The following is a 16,194-nucleotide window of genomic DNA, read 5'->3' on the forward strand; positions in this document are numbered from 1 at the left end:
ATGATCATGGACAATAATAACTTTGGAGAACGGATTAGTCAGCTTCGTCATGACAAAAGTTTGACACAAGAAAAGTTAGGACTGCTCCTTAATGTTTCAGCACAAGCAGTTTCCAAATGGGAAAAAGGAGACTCCTTACCCGATATTTCGCTTTTAACGGAGTTGGCAAACGTATTTGATTGCACAACAGATTACTTGCTCGGAAGAGCTAGCAATTTGCAAGCTTTGTTGCATCAAATAAGGATGGAACTTCAGAAGACGACCCAAGAGCAAAAAATTAACTTTCTTGGTGAGGTGATTGCTGCATCATCTTACATTGAGCGGCAACCAGCATCACATCCATCTCTAACTCATATCCAGTTAGGTCCAACCGGATTGGGTTTGTGGGCAAAAGATAGATTAGTTTGTATCGCAACATCTCTTTTCTTAAACGAAGCTACTGATGCAATGCATGAAACAGTTGAATTTCCAATGAATATTTTACCCGTGAATATTATTACAGTACTATTTGAGTTATTGCTTGATAATGAAAACTTACAGCCAGATTTCACTCCAATAGAAGAATCAGTACTTCGCTCACGTTTACCTGTGGACATGGATTTTGACAAAGTAATTATAGATTGCATTGAACTCGGTTTTGTGGATAGAGTTCGAGGTGGATATAGACTTAATGTGAAAGGTGATATTGCAACACGTTTGTTTTCAATCGTTCATAGAGTGGTAAGTAAACCTAGTGGGTTTTCCTTAGAGTTTTCGACGACTGAATCACATTAGCTTAGTGAATTGCATGTTTACTAAAACATAGAAACTTAAAAACGAACTATTTTGAATCTTGAAGTTAGAGTTTCAATAATAGCTCGTTTTTTTCATTAGTTTACGCTAGTACATTTGTTATTCTGAATCTCTTTCTTACCCCATTTATTAAAGCGCTTTCATAATTGTAAAGAGAAGTTAATGAATGTAAAGAGATGTATATGGTAGAAGCATAATCTCTTCAATCATAATAAAACTGTAGTCATTTATCTTGATATAGTTGAATGGGGGATGTAAATGAAAAGTATGAAATCTTTATGGTTTAAAGGAACCTCTATTGTATTACTCGCAACTGTAATCCTTTCTGCATGTTCAGGTAACAGTGATTCAAACAATGCAGGAAAAAAAGCGAATAGCAGTAACACTCCGACTTTATTGACAAATGATGAACCACTTGGTAAATATGATCCTCCAATTGAGTTGTCATTTGTTAGAGATTTGAATGACGTTGTGGAAAATAATGTGCTTAGCGTACTTGAAGGTGAAACGATAGAGGACAATCGATGGTCACGCATTTATGAAGAAGAACTAGGGATTAAAATTACGTATGATTGGATCGTTAAGGGAGCATCAACATCTGATCAATATGTTCAGAAAATTAATGTGACACTTGCCTCAGGTGCTCTACCAGATGTAATTCCGGTAGATGCGACACAGTTGAAGCAACTTGCAGATTCGGACCAAATTGAAGATCTTACAGAAATATATGAAAAGTATGCTTCTCCGTTAACAAAAGAGGTTCTGTCTCAGGAGGGAACAAGCCCGTTTGATGCCGTTACTTTCGACGGCAAGCTTATGGCTATTCCACAGCTAGAGTCTTCGATCGAGCGCTCTATGTATATTTGGATTCGTACAGATTGGCTTGAACATCTTGGATTGCAGCCACCTAAAACAATTGCAGATGTGTTAGTTATTTCGAAAGCGTTCAAAGAAAAAGATCCAGATCAAAATGGACAGGATGATACGTATGGTTTAGCTATTACCAAGGATTTATGGGGAGGCGCAATGGGGTTAGAGGGCTTTATGGCAGCCTACAACGCGTATCCTAATATGTGGATTGAGAATGGAGACGGCGAGCTTGTCTTCGGAAGTGTTCAGCCGGAAGTGAAAAAATCTTTGCAGATCTTGCAAGCAATGCATGCAAACGGCGAAATTGATCAGGAATTTGGTATTAAGGATGGAGGTAAGGTGTCCGAACAAATCGCAGCTGGGAAAATAGGATTGGAATATGGTGAGCAGTGGAATTCAATCTGGCCATTGCAGCTTAATCGCAACAATGATCCTAATGCCCAGTGGCAAGCTTTCCCGATTGTATCTGAGTCAGGAGAGAATCCAAAGGTTCCACTTAAATTCAGTACAACTCGTTTCTTCGCAGTGAAGAAAGGTATTGCGCATCCTGAGGCAGTTATCAAATTATTTAACTTGCACCTTGAGAAAAACTGGGGTGAGTCTGCTGAGTTTGATAAATATTATGCACCACCAGAGGCGGAAAGTGTATGGCAATTATCTCCTGTTACACCGTATCCTGCAATGAAAAATGTTGACGCCTTCCGAGCAATTGATGCTGCTCGCAAAGCAGGAGATACTTCTGGCTTGAAGGGGGAAGCAAAAACAATTCAAGAAAAACTAGAGTCATTTAAGTCAGGGACATCAGAAGGATTCGCACTATGGGGCTGGGAACGAATTTATGGTGAACAAGGCTCGATGGGAATTGCCGATCAATACGCTAATAACAATCAGTTTCTAATGGAAAAATTTGTTGGCGCTCCGACACCAACTATGGTAGAACGCAAATCTACATTAGATAAGATGCAAACCGAAGTATTTACAAAAATTATTTTGGGTGGATCTATAGATGAATTCGATCAATTCGTAGCGGATTGGAAAAAGCTTGGTGGTGACCAGATTACAGAAGAAGTGAATGAGTGGTATGCAGCGGCAAAGTAATAGGTAAGGAAAATGCAGAGGAGGAATTGGAAATTCTTCCTCTGCTCACTTTTATTCACCAATGTGGAGGATAAGCTATGAGAGCTAAATTAATTAAAGAACTGCCGCTACATTTGATGATATTACCAGGTCTAATATTCATCATATTATTTTCATATATTCCAATGTCTGGTATTGTCATTGCCTTTCAGAAGTTCATTCCCGCGAAGGGATTGTTTGGTGATCAGAAATGGGTAGGATGGGACAATTTTGAGTATGTAATGAGCTTACCAAGCTTTACACAGGTGATGTGGAATACACTCTTTATTGCAAGTGTCAAGCTTATACTAGGTTTAATTATTCCAATTATATTTGCGATTTTATTAAATGAACTGAAAAATCAAGTCATTAAACGTTCAATACAAACAGCAATATATTTGCCGTACTTCTTATCTTGGGTCGTACTAGGTGGGATACTAATAGATATTCTTTCTCCTTCTGGAGGAATTGTAAATTGGTTTTTAGATATGCTCGGCATATCCAAAATATTTTTTCTTGGAGACAACAATTGGTTTCCATTTACGTTAATTGGGTCAGATGTGTGGAAAAACTTTGGATACGGAACAATCATATATCTGGCAGCCATAACGGGGATCGATCCAGGATTGTATGAAGCCGCTACAATAGACGGAGCAAATCGTTGGCATAAAGTATGGCATATTACTCTACCAGGAATGCGTATGGTTATTGTATTACTATCGGTACTATCGTTAGGACAATTGTTGAATGCTGGGTTTGATCAGGTATTTAATTTATATAGCCCGATAGTTTATGAAAGTGGAGATATTTTGGATACTTTTGTTTATCGGATTGGGTTACTGGATGCACAATACGGTGTAGCAACTGCAGTAGGATTTTTCAAATCAATTATTTCGCTAACGCTAATTTCTATTTCCTATTTTCTAGCTTACCGATTTGCTAAATATCGTATCTTTTAGAGGAGGACGCACAATGGAGAAGCAAGTTGAGCATGTAAAGTTAAGCAGCAAAAAAATTGAATGGTTCCCTTTAATAAATGCCATTGTGTTAATTGTAGTTGCGCTGTTATGTATATTGCCGTTAATTCATATTATTGCAGTATCATTTAGCTCCAGTGCAGCGGCTTCCGCAGGATATGTTAAACTGTGGCCTGTCGATTTCACTTTCGCATCCTATAACTATACAGCTAGTCGAAATGAATTCTGGGGATCTATGATTGTCTCCTTGAAAAGAATCAGTATTGGAACGCCGTTAAATTTACTATTAACGATTTTAATTGCTTATCCGTTATCAAAGGAAACTCACTCTTTTCGTTTAAGAGTTGTATATGCATGGGTATTCTTTATGACCATGCTCTTTAATGGTGGATTAATTCCTTGGTATATAACGGTAAAGGAATATGGACTGCTAGATTCGATTTGGGCGTTAGTGTTACCAGGTGCAGTTCCTGTCTTCAGTGTAGTTTTACTATTGAACTTCTTCCGAGAAATTCCGAAGGAGCTTGAAGAAGCCGCTCTTATGGATGGAGCGAGTCATTGGAGAATTCTTTGGACAATTTTTGTTCCGATCTCTAAGCCAGCACTCGCTACACTTGCTTTGTTTTCTTTGGTTGAACACTGGAACAGTTGGTTTGACGGATTACTACTTATGGGTAATCCCAATAACTATCCATTACAAAGCTATATTCAAACGATTGTTATACAACAGAATCTCTCCAACATGTCACGAGACGCTATGCTTAATTTAGCATTGATTTCAGATAGGACGTTGAAATCATCGCAGATTTTTCTAGGATCTTTACCGATTATTTTGGCGTATCCATTTTTACAAAAATATTTTGTGAAAGGTATTGTTCTTGGTAGTGTCAAGGGATAGCTAACTGATTAAGTATAAATTACTACGATTAGGAGGGCTTTCAAAATTTAGTATATCGTATATAATGAAGAAAAAATTTGGAGGTATCGCCTTTGTTATACCGACTAGATTTTTCACTTCGCAATACTATATTTCTTCGCTTACTCATTACCTTTTTGCTCATTATGCTCCCCATTATGGCATTTGGGGCTTACTTGTATCATTGGATTGTACAGACGGCCAGAGAAGATATTTCAAAAACGGCTGTATCTCAGCTTTCATTCTATATGACTGATCTGGAGAATGAAATTGAACGTATGAAGCTACTGGAATACAGTTTGCTTGATGATGATGATCTTAATAAACTTGCGCTTACGTGGGAAAGAATGGATACAATAGACCGCACAAACAGCATGAATTCCTTAATCAAAAGGCTATTTACGGTTCAGAATAGCAGTATGTATATTGAGGATGTTAGTGTTCATATTGCAACTATTGGAAGAACTATGTCTGCTAATGAAGGGGTAAGAGATTTACAGGTTCAGCGGTTTCATGAAATTAGATCGGTATTTGGCGGTTCAGATTCTGATATTATTGAATGGAATAATGGGTTATTTCTAGGAGCAGCTAAGCAGAGAGGAATAAAGGGGGCAGAACCTTTATTCACAGTTGAAATCGAGTTGAACAACCAGAAGCTGCAGCAGGCATTAGCTCAATTCAATACTTATACGGGCAGTGGTACTGTATTACTGTCAGAGAAGTCTAATGTTATGCTTGGAAGTGTTACGGGAGATCTTGCAAAGGTGCAACTAGCTGATTACCTTGAGTATATAAACTCGTTAAATCCAGAAAATAGCCAACTAGTAACGATAGCAGAGCAGCGTTATTACTATGTAATAGCGCACTCTCCTGACTTAGAAATTACAATTTATCGCTTTATTCCTGAACAAGTTTTTCAGCAACCATTGAATAAATTTTATAAATGGGGATGGATTTTTATTGTTGCAGCAATGGGAATTATAGCTGCGTTTGCATTTTCAACCTATAGATTTATTCATAAACCAATGCTAACACTTGTGAAAAGCTTTAGAAAAATGGAATATGGTGATTTGGATATTTATATAGCACATGAATCAAAGGACGAGTTCCGATATTTATATGGACGTTTCAACCAAATGGTATCGAATTTGCGTGTCCTTATTGATCAGGCTTATAAGCAGAAAATATTGGTACAACGAGCTGAGTTAAAGCAGCTACAATCACAAATCAATCCACATTTTCTATATAATAGTTTTTTTATTCTTAATACGATGGTGCGTACAGGAGACGTTGAACGAATGGAACAGTTCACGACTTTACTTGGTGAATATTATCAATTTGTCACTAGAAATGCATCAGATTTTGTAACCTTGGAGCAAGAAGTGCAGCATGCGAGAATATATACAGAAATTCAGCAAATGAGATTTTCTAGAAGAATGAAAATAGAATTCAATGCGCTACCGAAAGAACTTGATCAAGTACTTGTTCCGAGATTAATTGTGCAACCAATAATTGAAAACGTATTCAAACATAGTTTGGAGAAACGAGTGAGTGAGGGGTTAATAAAAGTACATTTTCATCACAATGAAGAAAGCATTGCTATTATTGTAGAAGATAATGGTGAGCAATTATCGAATGAAGTTCTAATACGGATAGAGCAGGCTATTCAAGATACGAACGAGCACATCGAAACAACCGGAATGGTCAATATTCACCGCAGATTGCAAATTACGTTTGGGATTGAAAGTGGACTAAAAACGGAGCGAAGTGAGCTTGGTGGTTTAAAGGTTAAGCTCCTTTTTTCGAAGGGGGGTAAGCAAGAATATGTACAGAATGTTAATCGTTGATGATGAGGAGATTATTACTGATGGTTTAATGGATATTTTCAGTAGGCTAGATCTTGAGCTTGATTTGTACAAAGCCTATTCTGGTGTTGAAGCGTTAGAGCTATTAAATCGTACAAGGATGGACATCGTATTGTCTGACATATGTATGCCTGCTATGGATGGTCTACAACTGATGGAAACGATCCGCTGGAAATGGCCCCAATGTAAAATTGTTTTCCTGACAGGACATAACGATTTTCAGTATGTATATCAAGCCATCCAAGTACCAGGTGTACAATATGTACTTAAAAATGAAGGCTATACCAAGCTAATCGAAGCTGTTCGACGTTCATATGACGAGCTGGATGAAGACATACGCACTAACCATTTAATTACAGATGCCAAGGAGAAGTTGAATATACTAGAAACACTTGCTCATGGTGATTTTTTTAGATATTTGATTCACGATAGTCCAACACGACAAGCACTTAGCGAGGATTTTGGAAGGTTAAACATTTCGCTGAATTCTGAACTTCCAATTCTTATCGTTCATGGAAACCTGGACTATACGGATTTGGAGCACTCCTATTCAGAACGACAGAATATCGCACTTGAGGTTAAATTTCTTGCAGAAAGTTTTCTATCTGAGAGAACATCAAATATAGGTATACTTGATCGATATGGTGATGTCATTTGGATTATTCAACCGATTCAACATATGACAGAAGGGGACGTGATATTATTCGAACAAACGGTTATGTTTCTAGAAGGAACATTCGAGCTGATTCAGCAAGCGTGTATGAGTTTTCTTCATATTTCAATTTCAATTACTTTAAGCAATGAAGCGATTAGATGGGAGTCGCTTTCGGCTGCCTATGATAAGCTGAGACAACTTCAGCATATGAGACCTGGTGATGGAACTAGTATGGTGCAAAAAGTTTGTTTGCTTGATAGCTTGTCTTGTAGTTCAACAGATTCAGTTCGTGATCAATTACTAAGTAGCAAGCTTGAAGCGTTAGCTATGCATTTGGAAGGGGGAAGGCAAAAAGATTTTAATAAGCTTTTTGAAGAGCTAACGACTTATTCTGTAGTAAGAGATAGAGATTGTCCATATTTGACGGAAGTATATTATGCGATAGCGCTAATGCTACTTTCTTATATCAATAGATGGGAAGTGCAGGATAAGGTCGGACCCTTAACTATGATGCATCTGGAAAGCCATCGATATTGGGTAGATGCATTTAGATTATTAAGAGATCACTCAGAAGCGTTATTTGCAGCTAGAAAATGTGGGGAACAAAAGAGAGCTACAGCAGTCATAAACAAAATACGCACCTACATTGAGGTGCATATTGCTGATGATTTATCGCTTATTCGCTTAGCAGATGAAATGCATTTTAATCCTTCTTATTTATCACGATTATTTAAGCAAGAGTATGGAGTTAATTTGTCGGAATATATTGAGCAATCTAGAATTCGTAAAGCTAAAGAATTGCTTGCTGTAATTGAGTTGAAAATATCGGAGGTCGGTATGCGAGTTGGTTACGAATCTCCACAGTCATTTACTCGATTCTTCAAAAAGTTGACGAGCATAACTCCACAGGAATACCGTCAGTTTTCTGAGAGCCATACTGGAGCTTAAAAATATAGCCCCACTATCGAATTTTGAATTCGGCAGTGGGGCTATAGCTGTAGTACTTATTCTATTCTTATTGCACAACTCCAAAGCCAAGTATTGTGAAGCACTTTTCTTCATGACCTGCTGACATGTGGATCTCAATAGTATGATCATTTGCTTCTTGCTCGTTGAATACAATGATAGGATGGCAGTGTGTCCATTTAATAAGAAGCGGATCCACCGTTTTTACAAGCTTACCGTCCACCAATATATCTGCACTTCCAAACTGATTACTACCGGTATCTTTATATATTAGTAAGAGACTTTTGCAATGTAGCTTCAGTATAAAGCTGTTACTACCCGTTTCTTTGGTATGCATCCAGTTATTTGGAAATTGAGGAGTACGGATGGTCTGATCATCTAATCCCACCGAATGCAAATCAGTATCAGTAGCTTGGAAGCTTCCCTCATAAATTTGAGCGATATGTGTGTTATGAATGCGATCGAGAAGTGAGATGTGAACAAAATCATTACCGATAATAGGCAACTTGTTCAAGTCAATATCCATTTCACTATGTATACTACGATCAACTTTGTCAATTAAGTAACCTAAGCAATCTGCCATTATGGTATGTCCAATGTTTGTGGGATGATAAATATCATAAAAGTATTGTTGCTTCGTAATGACAAGCCCTTCTTGCCTCGTCATACCAAATTGCTCGACTAAGGCATCCTTAACGCTAACCATCGGTAGATCATAATGCTTGCCGACGGGTGAAAGTCGATCCTGTAAGTTCCAATCATTAATAAATACACTAAACAAAAGGATAACAGCAGGCTTATTTGGCTCCTGCAGTGCTCTGAGTACTAGACTTTCGTAGCAAACTCCTTCAGTTTCGTCTTCTGCATCATTAACAGCGAATTCAATGATAACGATATCTGGTTGAGCAGCGCCATGCTTTAATACATCTCTTTCGTAGCGAATCATACCAAGCTCGGATGGAGTACCGCCTACACCAGCTTTTATTAAATGAATATGCTCCCCATTATCCTTACCATATCGTTGCTTGAAGTTAACGTACGATTGATGGGCATAGCATGAATTATGAATGGGTCTTGCGCTGGCGCCTTCAGTAATCGACCCACCAATATAAGCGATGGTTACATCTTCGCCGTTTCGGGCCTTATTAATAGCATTTTTTAATCGAGTATTGTTTCCGAGCTGTAGTAATGATTTACTTATCATATCGCGATATTCTGGAGATTTAGTGTCAATAGGTCCATTTTCTATATGCTGTGGCGATTCATAGCCTTCATTAAAGTAGAAAAATACACTTACTGTGGCTAAGGCACCAGCACGAGAAAATTCAAAGCTCAGCTTGCCAGGCACATCATCTTCTTCTGACCAATCGTAATCACTAAGAAGGATGATCATTTCAGAGCCATCGGTTGGACATAATGTTTTCATACGAGTACCAGTCTCGTATTTGTTCGTCTTTCCCCAGTTTTCATAGATGACGGGCATACTTGGTTGATTCGCCTCATCACACTGGACCGTTATGCCAATGCTGTGTACTAATTGGCGGAAGCCGTTGCAACTTTTTAATAGCTCTAACAGTGTCTCGTCCGCTATTCTACTTGCGTGTTTAGCCATATCAACTAGACGGCCTTCCATATAGATTTCTTGACAAAAACTCCCGTCTGGTTGAGCGTTAGCTTCAATAATAGAATCAAATAGGAAGTAAAATCCGTTACTTCTGTTTGTTATCATCTGTAAAGAATCGTTGGTCATTTATATCAATCCTTTTCTTAGTTATATCTATATTTTAATGGGTTTTATTTCAAATATAAACCTGTTAAAGTATGTTAAGTGTTGCAAAACCAACATGAAAATAAGCTTAAAAAGCAATGTTAACAATGAAATTGTGTGCCTTACTAAACATAAGAGGTGAAATGTAGTATGAGTTATGAAGAAGTATTTACAGTACATGTTAATATTAAGAAAACTATCGAGTTGAAGAATGACGATGGAGATTCAGTTGTAATGATTTCATTTACAGGTAATGTGAGCGGTAAGTATTTCAACGGAGTGGTGTTGGATGGAGCGATAGATACTCAAATTATAGGGAATGTCGGAGATCGACATACCTTATCTGCAAGGTATATGCTTGAAGGAAAGGATCAAACAGGAGAAGTCTGTCGAATTTACATTGAGAACAATGGGGATTTCCACAATCAATGGAATGATGCATCGTTCCGCACTTTTCCTAAGATAGTTACGAATAGTAAAGCATTATCTTTTTTGAATCATGAACTGTTTGTTGGAAAAGGAGTTCAGACGGAAGTAGGAGTAGACATTATTATTTACAGATCTACCAAAATTCAGAATGTTAATATATAATATCTAATTAATAGTAGTTTAACAGTTAAATTAGTAAGAAAAATCTATTGAAATAAATGTATGCGCTTTCTAAAGTGAATAATCTACTGCATAAAGATGATATGTATCACCTTATATACTAGTTCTTCATTAGTAAGGAAGTAACGTGATTGCTCATTAAGCAGAAGGAGTAAACTTTGAATGTATAGACTACTAATTGTAGATGATGAAGAAATTATTACAGAGGCTTTGTACGAAGTATTCAATCAATCCATGAGTGATGAATTAGATATCTGTAAAGCTTACTCAGCAACAGAAGCATTGAATTGGTTAGCACGAACAAGAGTTGATATTGTACTTACCGATATTCGTATGCCAGGTATGAGCGGGCTGGAGTTGATGGAAGAGATTCGGATGTTTTGGCCCAGATGTAGAGTAGTTTTTTTAACCGGTTATAGTGAATTTGAATATGCTTATCAAGCCATTCAAAAATTGAACGTTAGATATTTATTGAAAACAGAAGGCTACACCAAGGTGACTCAAACTGTGCAAGAAGTTATTCAAGAGATTAATACTGAAAATCAAATGAATAATTTATTGCAACAATCACAAGAACATATGGATACGTTGAAATTTTTGGAACAAGGTGAATATTTCAGAAACTTTCTACATGATAGTTACACAACTGATGAGATCCAAAATTTGTTGGTGTTAGAGTTCGAAGGCTTAAATATCGATTTAGATGCAAAAGTCCCTGTGGTGTTAGTTCTTGGTCATTTATCATATCCCTCTGAAGTTGCTTATGTTAAACGAAGTGAAATGATTACATTAACGAGAGCTATTTGGAATTCATTTATGGTAGATCAGATAAACTGTGTTACTCTCGTCGATAAACATGGAGATTTATTATGGTTACTCCAAACATCAGAGCAGGCAGATGAAAAATTTAGCAATCACTTAATTAGATATTTAGAAGGGACTTTAGAATTGATTCAACAAGCATGCTTAGAATCATTAGGTGTCTCTATATCTTTTACAATAAGTGGAAGCGCATGTGAATGGAGCGAAGTAACGAAACAGTATGAACGGCTTAGACAGATGCAAAAGATGAAAATCGGTGATGGCATCTCGTTAATCCAAATTGATCGTAATGAGCAGACCAACACATCAAATTTGAATGAAGGTTTTCGGCTCGCACCTAAGATTGAGGTATTGAGTGCGCACCTAGATGCAGGAAGGTCTGAGGAATTTATCTTATGTTTTAATGAAGTTACGCAACAAACTTTACGAAATAGCGATTTAGTTCAACGTACTATTGAAACCTACTATTCTATTGCATTAATGTTACTAACTCATATTAATCGGTATAATTTACGACATAGTATTGGTGATTATAGTAAATTAATGCGTTTTGATGAACATATGTCAATACAGGAAGCCTCACAGTATCTACAATTATTAGCTGAACGTATATTTAAACATCAAAGCTTAGATGAAAGAGATAGATCAACTATGATTATTCAGAAAATATGTAGATTTATTCAAGAGCATTTAAGTGAGGATTTATCACTCGTACGTTTGGCGGAACTTTATTATTTTAATCCATCTTATTTGTCACGTTTTTTTAAGCAGGAATATGGTATTAAGTTGTCTGAGTATATTGATGAATGTCGGACGAGAAAGGCGAAAGAGTTATTATGTAATGGAGATCTTAAAGTCCGTGATGTAGCTTTATTAGTTGGATATGATGCAGCACATTCATTTACACGTTTTTTCAAAAAAACTACAGGAATGACTCCACAGGAGTACCGAGATTCTATTATAGTGGAATGATAGTGATAGTTTTAGTCGTTGTTTTAGATTTTGTTTGAAGAGTATAGTTGGCTCTTAAGTCGGGCTGATTATACTTTTTTTATGAAGAGTTGTCACTCTAGTATTGCCATATATTAATAGTAGAAATCCTTTATAGATAATAATCGTTAACAAAGTAAAAATTTGCACGTTGATATTAAAATGAGTTACTAGAGATAATGAAATAATATCTTTATGAAAAGAGGGGGAGTCTTATGCACATATTTTTGTTAAAATGGGTCAAGCTAATTGTTTTGACTCTATTGCTGATGCTATTAGTCATAGGTTGCAAGAATGAGAATAGCACGAACAGTATTAATGACGAGCCCTTTGAACAGACCGAATATAGTAATGTATATGATGAGATTGGACTTAGTAAATATGATCCACCCATAGAAATATCTTTCGTCCGTGAAACGAGTGACTCTTTGGAAGATTTATTAAATTTATTACCTGGAGAAACATTAGAAGATAATAGATGGAGCCGAATCTACGAGCAAGTATTAGGCATTACAATTAATTACGATTGGAAAGCGAAGGGGGATTTATATAAACAAAAGCTTAGTTTCTCCGTTTCCTCAGGTCAACTTCCAGATGTTATAAAAGTTAGTTCAGAGCAATTAAGAATATTAAGCAACGCAGGTTTAATACAAGATTTGACGGAAGCTTACAATAATTATGCGACACCATTAACGAAAAATATATTAGAACAAGAAGGAAGCACAACTTTTGATGCTGCCAAAATAGATGGAAAATTAATGGCAATACCAGATACTAATTCCTCCATTGAAGGAGCGATGTATATTTGGCTAAGAACGGATTGGATGGAAGCGCTTAGATTACAGCCACCACAAACGATGAATGACATATTAGAAATTTCGAGAGCGTTTACAGAAATGGACCCAGATCAAAACGGTCAAGATGATACTTTTGGTTTGGCTATTACAAATTATTTATGGGACCCTATAATGAGCATTAAAGGTTTTATGGCGGGGTACGAAGCATTCCCTGAAATTTGGATTGTTGATGATTCAAATAATCTTGTATTTGGTGGAATCCAACCAGAAGTTAAAGCATCACTTTTAGCACTACAACAGTTATATAAAAGTGGTCAACTCGATCCGGAGTTCTCATTTAAGAACGGTGAAAAAGTGAAGCAACAGATTGCTAATGGAACAGTTGGGATGATGTACGGTGAGCAATGGGGCTCGTTTGTTGCGCAATCCAGTCAAGTACTTGATAGTAATGCAGATTGGAAAGCATATCCTATCGTTTCTTTGACAGGTAATCCTGCCAAGATTCCATTAAGATTAAGAACATATCAGTATTTTGCTGTACGCAAAGACTTGGAGCATCCAGAAGCAATTGTCAAATTAATTAATTTGCATCTCGAGAAAAATTGGGGTGAGACTGCTGAATATACAAAGTTTTATAGCTCATCTTATCCAGTGTGGCAGTTATCACCAGTAACTCCATATCCAGCTCAAAAAAACTTAGAAGCTTATCGCCAGATAGCTAAAGCTCGTCAATCAGGGGATTGGACGGGTTTAAATGATGAGGCTCAGTCTATTCAGAAGTTAATTGAGCAGTATTATGCGGGGGGAACAGATAAATATCATGGTTGGGGTTGGGATAAGACGTATGGCGTAGATGGTGCGTTTTCTATCTTGGATGAATATGAAGTTAATGGTCAATTATTATATGAAGCATTTACAGGTGCTCCTACAGAAACGATGATTGAGCGAAAAACATTACTGAACGATTTGCAGCATGAGACATATATTAATATCATTCTAGGTAATTCTATTGAGGAATTTGATCAATTTGTAGAAACATGGCATGAGCTAGGAGGAGCGGAAATAACAAAAGAAGTCAATGAATGGTATCAACATAACAAATGATTCAAGTGGTAATCTAAAGGCTCGGGGGTATTCCGTTGTTTAACTTTCCTGTAACATCACTACGCAGAACGATATTTTTTCGTTCAGTATTCACGTATCTGCTAGTTATTATCCCAATAATTATATTAGGCCTTTACTTATACAACTGGAGCTATAATAATGCTAGTAAAGATATTTCAAGAGCTACCGTGACACAATTAAACTATTATTTAGAGGATTTAGAACGAGAAATAGAGTGGATGGAACTACAACAATTTGATTTAGTCGAGGACGGTGAATTAAGTAAGTTAGCTGTCACATGGGGTAAGTTGAGTAACGTGGAAAGAAGAGCAAGTATGAACTACTTATTACATCGCCTTACATCATTCAAAAATAGCAGTGCCTTTATTAAAGATATTAACGTACACATTTATAGTATTTCCAAAACTATTTCTGCAATGAATTCTGTTATTGAACTTGATGAGCAAGCATATACGCAATTAATTGCTAATGTTTCAAAAAATCGAGATCGATTATATTATTCAGATGATGCTGTTTATCTTATTGCTTCTAAATATGGGGGCGGTAAAGGAGATTTGCCAAGCTATGTCGTTCAGATTGAATTAGATTCAGAGAAGCTGAAAGAGTCGTTGCAGTTACTTAGTATCTATGAAGACAGCGGCTCATTTCTTACTTCCAGTTATTCGGGATATACAGTGATGAGTAATGATGAATCTAAAGATGTAGTTGAGAATTATTTGGAGAAGGTAAAAGAAACTAGAAATTTCTTGACACAGTTAACTGTTAATCAAGAAAAGTATCATATTGACAATGCATATTCAAATAAATTAAAGCTAATGTTAGTCACGTATTTACCTGAGGAGACGGTGAAAAGACCTCTAAGCTTTTTTTATAATTGGGCATGGTTATTTGCAATGTCTTCGGTAATAGCGATTGTCGTTTTTTCATATTCTACATATCGATTTATTCATAAACCATTATTAATGTTAGTCCAAAGTTTTAGAATAATGGAGGCTGGAGAATTAGATCGACCAATCGTTCATGATAAGAAGGACGAATTTGGTTATTTATATACTCGCTTTAATCATATGCTTATCAAATTAAAAAACCTTATAGATCAAGATTATAAACAAAAAATGATGATGCAAAAATCTGAATTAAAGCAGTTACAATCTCAAATTAATCCCCATTTCCTATACAATAGCTTCTTTATATTAAATTCTCTAGCAAAAGTGGGAGATACTGAACGGATTGAACAATTCACAATAATGTTAGGCGAATATTTTAGATTTATTACACGTAATGGCGAGGATCTAGTGTTGTTGTCGGAAGAGATAAAACATTCTCGAATGTATACGGATATTCAAGAACTACGTTTTTCGAGAAGAATTCGTGTGCAGTTTAATGAGTTACCTATGGAGATGGAAACCGTTAAGGTACCTAGATTAATCGTTCAACCTATTATAGAAAATGCTTATGAACATAGTCTTGAGAAGATGAGCGAACAGGGATTACTTAGCATTACATTTGAAAATGTTAATGATACCATCCATATAATTGTAGAGGATAATGGTACCCTCCTATCTGATGAGCAACTATACAAGCTACAACATCGAATCCAGAATAATTCAGAAGAAAATGAAGTGACAGGTATTATTAACATCCATAGAAGACTTAGTTTAACGTATGGTGAGGGCAGTGGACTTGTAGTAGAACGAAGTGAGCTTAATGGGTTAAAAGTTATGATATGCATTCGAATTAATGATGATACACAGTTAAAGTGACTCGAGAGAGTCACTTTTTTAATGGGATTTTGAGGATATGTGGAATTCTATAACTTGAGGGGTTAATCACCCTCAGTTTGACGGGTTGAAGCAAGTATAGTGAAACGTTACGATTTAAGAGGTAGTTCAAAAGCAAGCTTTGATCACAAAAAGTATGTTAACG

General features: G+C 36.5%; 11 protein-coding genes. 10 read left to right on the forward strand and 1 reads right to left on the reverse strand.

Annotated features, from left to right (window positions below; genetic code table 11):
- From NAG76_14870 to NAG76_14895, 6 genes are all read left to right on the forward strand, one after another.
- Positions 1–774, forward strand: a complete 774-nt coding sequence (locus tag NAG76_14870) for a helix-turn-helix domain-containing protein (GenBank protein ID URN93118.1) — start codon at positions 1–3, stop codon at positions 772–774.
- A 276-nt stretch (positions 775–1,050) separates the two neighbouring features.
- Positions 1,051–2,760 carry an extracellular solute-binding protein gene (locus tag NAG76_14875; protein ID URN93119.1) on the forward strand — a complete coding sequence of 570 codons (1,710 nt, stop codon included), beginning with the start codon at positions 1,051–1,053 and terminating at the stop codon, positions 2,758–2,760.
- 77 nt (positions 2,761–2,837) lie between these two features.
- Positions 2,838–3,737, forward strand: a complete 900-nt coding sequence (locus NAG76_14880; GenBank protein ID URN93120.1) for an ABC transporter permease subunit — start codon at positions 2,838–2,840, stop codon at positions 3,735–3,737.
- Positions 3,738–3,750: 13 nt separating this feature from the next.
- Complete coding sequence (locus NAG76_14885; protein ID URN93121.1) at positions 3,751–4,653, forward strand: carbohydrate ABC transporter permease; 903 nt, start codon at positions 3,751–3,753, stop codon at positions 4,651–4,653.
- A gap of 92 nt (positions 4,654–4,745) precedes the next feature.
- Entirely contained in the window at positions 4,746–6,518 is a 1,773-nt protein-coding gene (locus NAG76_14890; protein URN93122.1) for a histidine kinase, read from the forward strand.
- Complete coding sequence (locus NAG76_14895; GenBank protein ID URN93123.1) at positions 6,496–8,139, forward strand: response regulator; 1,644 nt, start codon at positions 6,496–6,498, stop codon at positions 8,137–8,139. The genes NAG76_14890 and NAG76_14895 overlap by 23 nt, the downstream gene beginning before the upstream one ends.
- Positions 8,140–8,206: 67 nt before the next feature.
- Here NAG76_14895 and NAG76_14900 read toward each other — a convergent pair whose 3' ends face one another.
- Positions 8,207–9,907 (reverse strand): SGNH/GDSL hydrolase family protein, encoded by a 1,701-nt coding sequence (locus NAG76_14900; GenBank protein URN93124.1) that lies wholly within the window; start codon positions 9,905–9,907, stop codon positions 8,207–8,209.
- Positions 9,908–10,075: 168 nt separating this feature from the next.
- Here NAG76_14900 and NAG76_14905 point away from each other — a divergent pair, with 168 nt between their 5' ends.
- From NAG76_14905 to NAG76_14920, 4 genes are all read left to right on the forward strand, one after another.
- Positions 10,076–10,516 (forward strand): DUF3237 domain-containing protein, encoded by a 441-nt coding sequence (locus NAG76_14905; protein URN93125.1) that lies wholly within the window; start codon positions 10,076–10,078, stop codon positions 10,514–10,516.
- Positions 10,517–10,696: 180 nt separating this feature from the next.
- Entirely contained in the window at positions 10,697–12,328 is a 1,632-nt protein-coding gene (locus NAG76_14910) for a response regulator (protein ID URN93126.1), read from the forward strand.
- A 233-nt stretch (positions 12,329–12,561) separates the two neighbouring features.
- Positions 12,562–14,247, forward strand: a complete 1,686-nt coding sequence (locus tag NAG76_14915) for an extracellular solute-binding protein (GenBank protein ID URN93127.1) — start codon at positions 12,562–12,564, stop codon at positions 14,245–14,247.
- A gap of 35 nt (positions 14,248–14,282) precedes the next feature.
- Positions 14,283–16,031 carry a histidine kinase gene (locus NAG76_14920; protein ID URN93128.1) on the forward strand — a complete coding sequence of 583 codons (1,749 nt, stop codon included), beginning with the start codon at positions 14,283–14,285 and terminating at the stop codon, positions 16,029–16,031.
- Positions 16,032–16,194 lie beyond the last annotated feature (163 nt).

It is taken from the genome of Candidatus Pristimantibacillus lignocellulolyticus (assembly GCA_023639215.1).
Taxonomy (GTDB): Bacteria; Bacillota; Bacilli; order Paenibacillales; family Paenibacillaceae; genus Pristimantibacillus; species Pristimantibacillus lignocellulolyticus.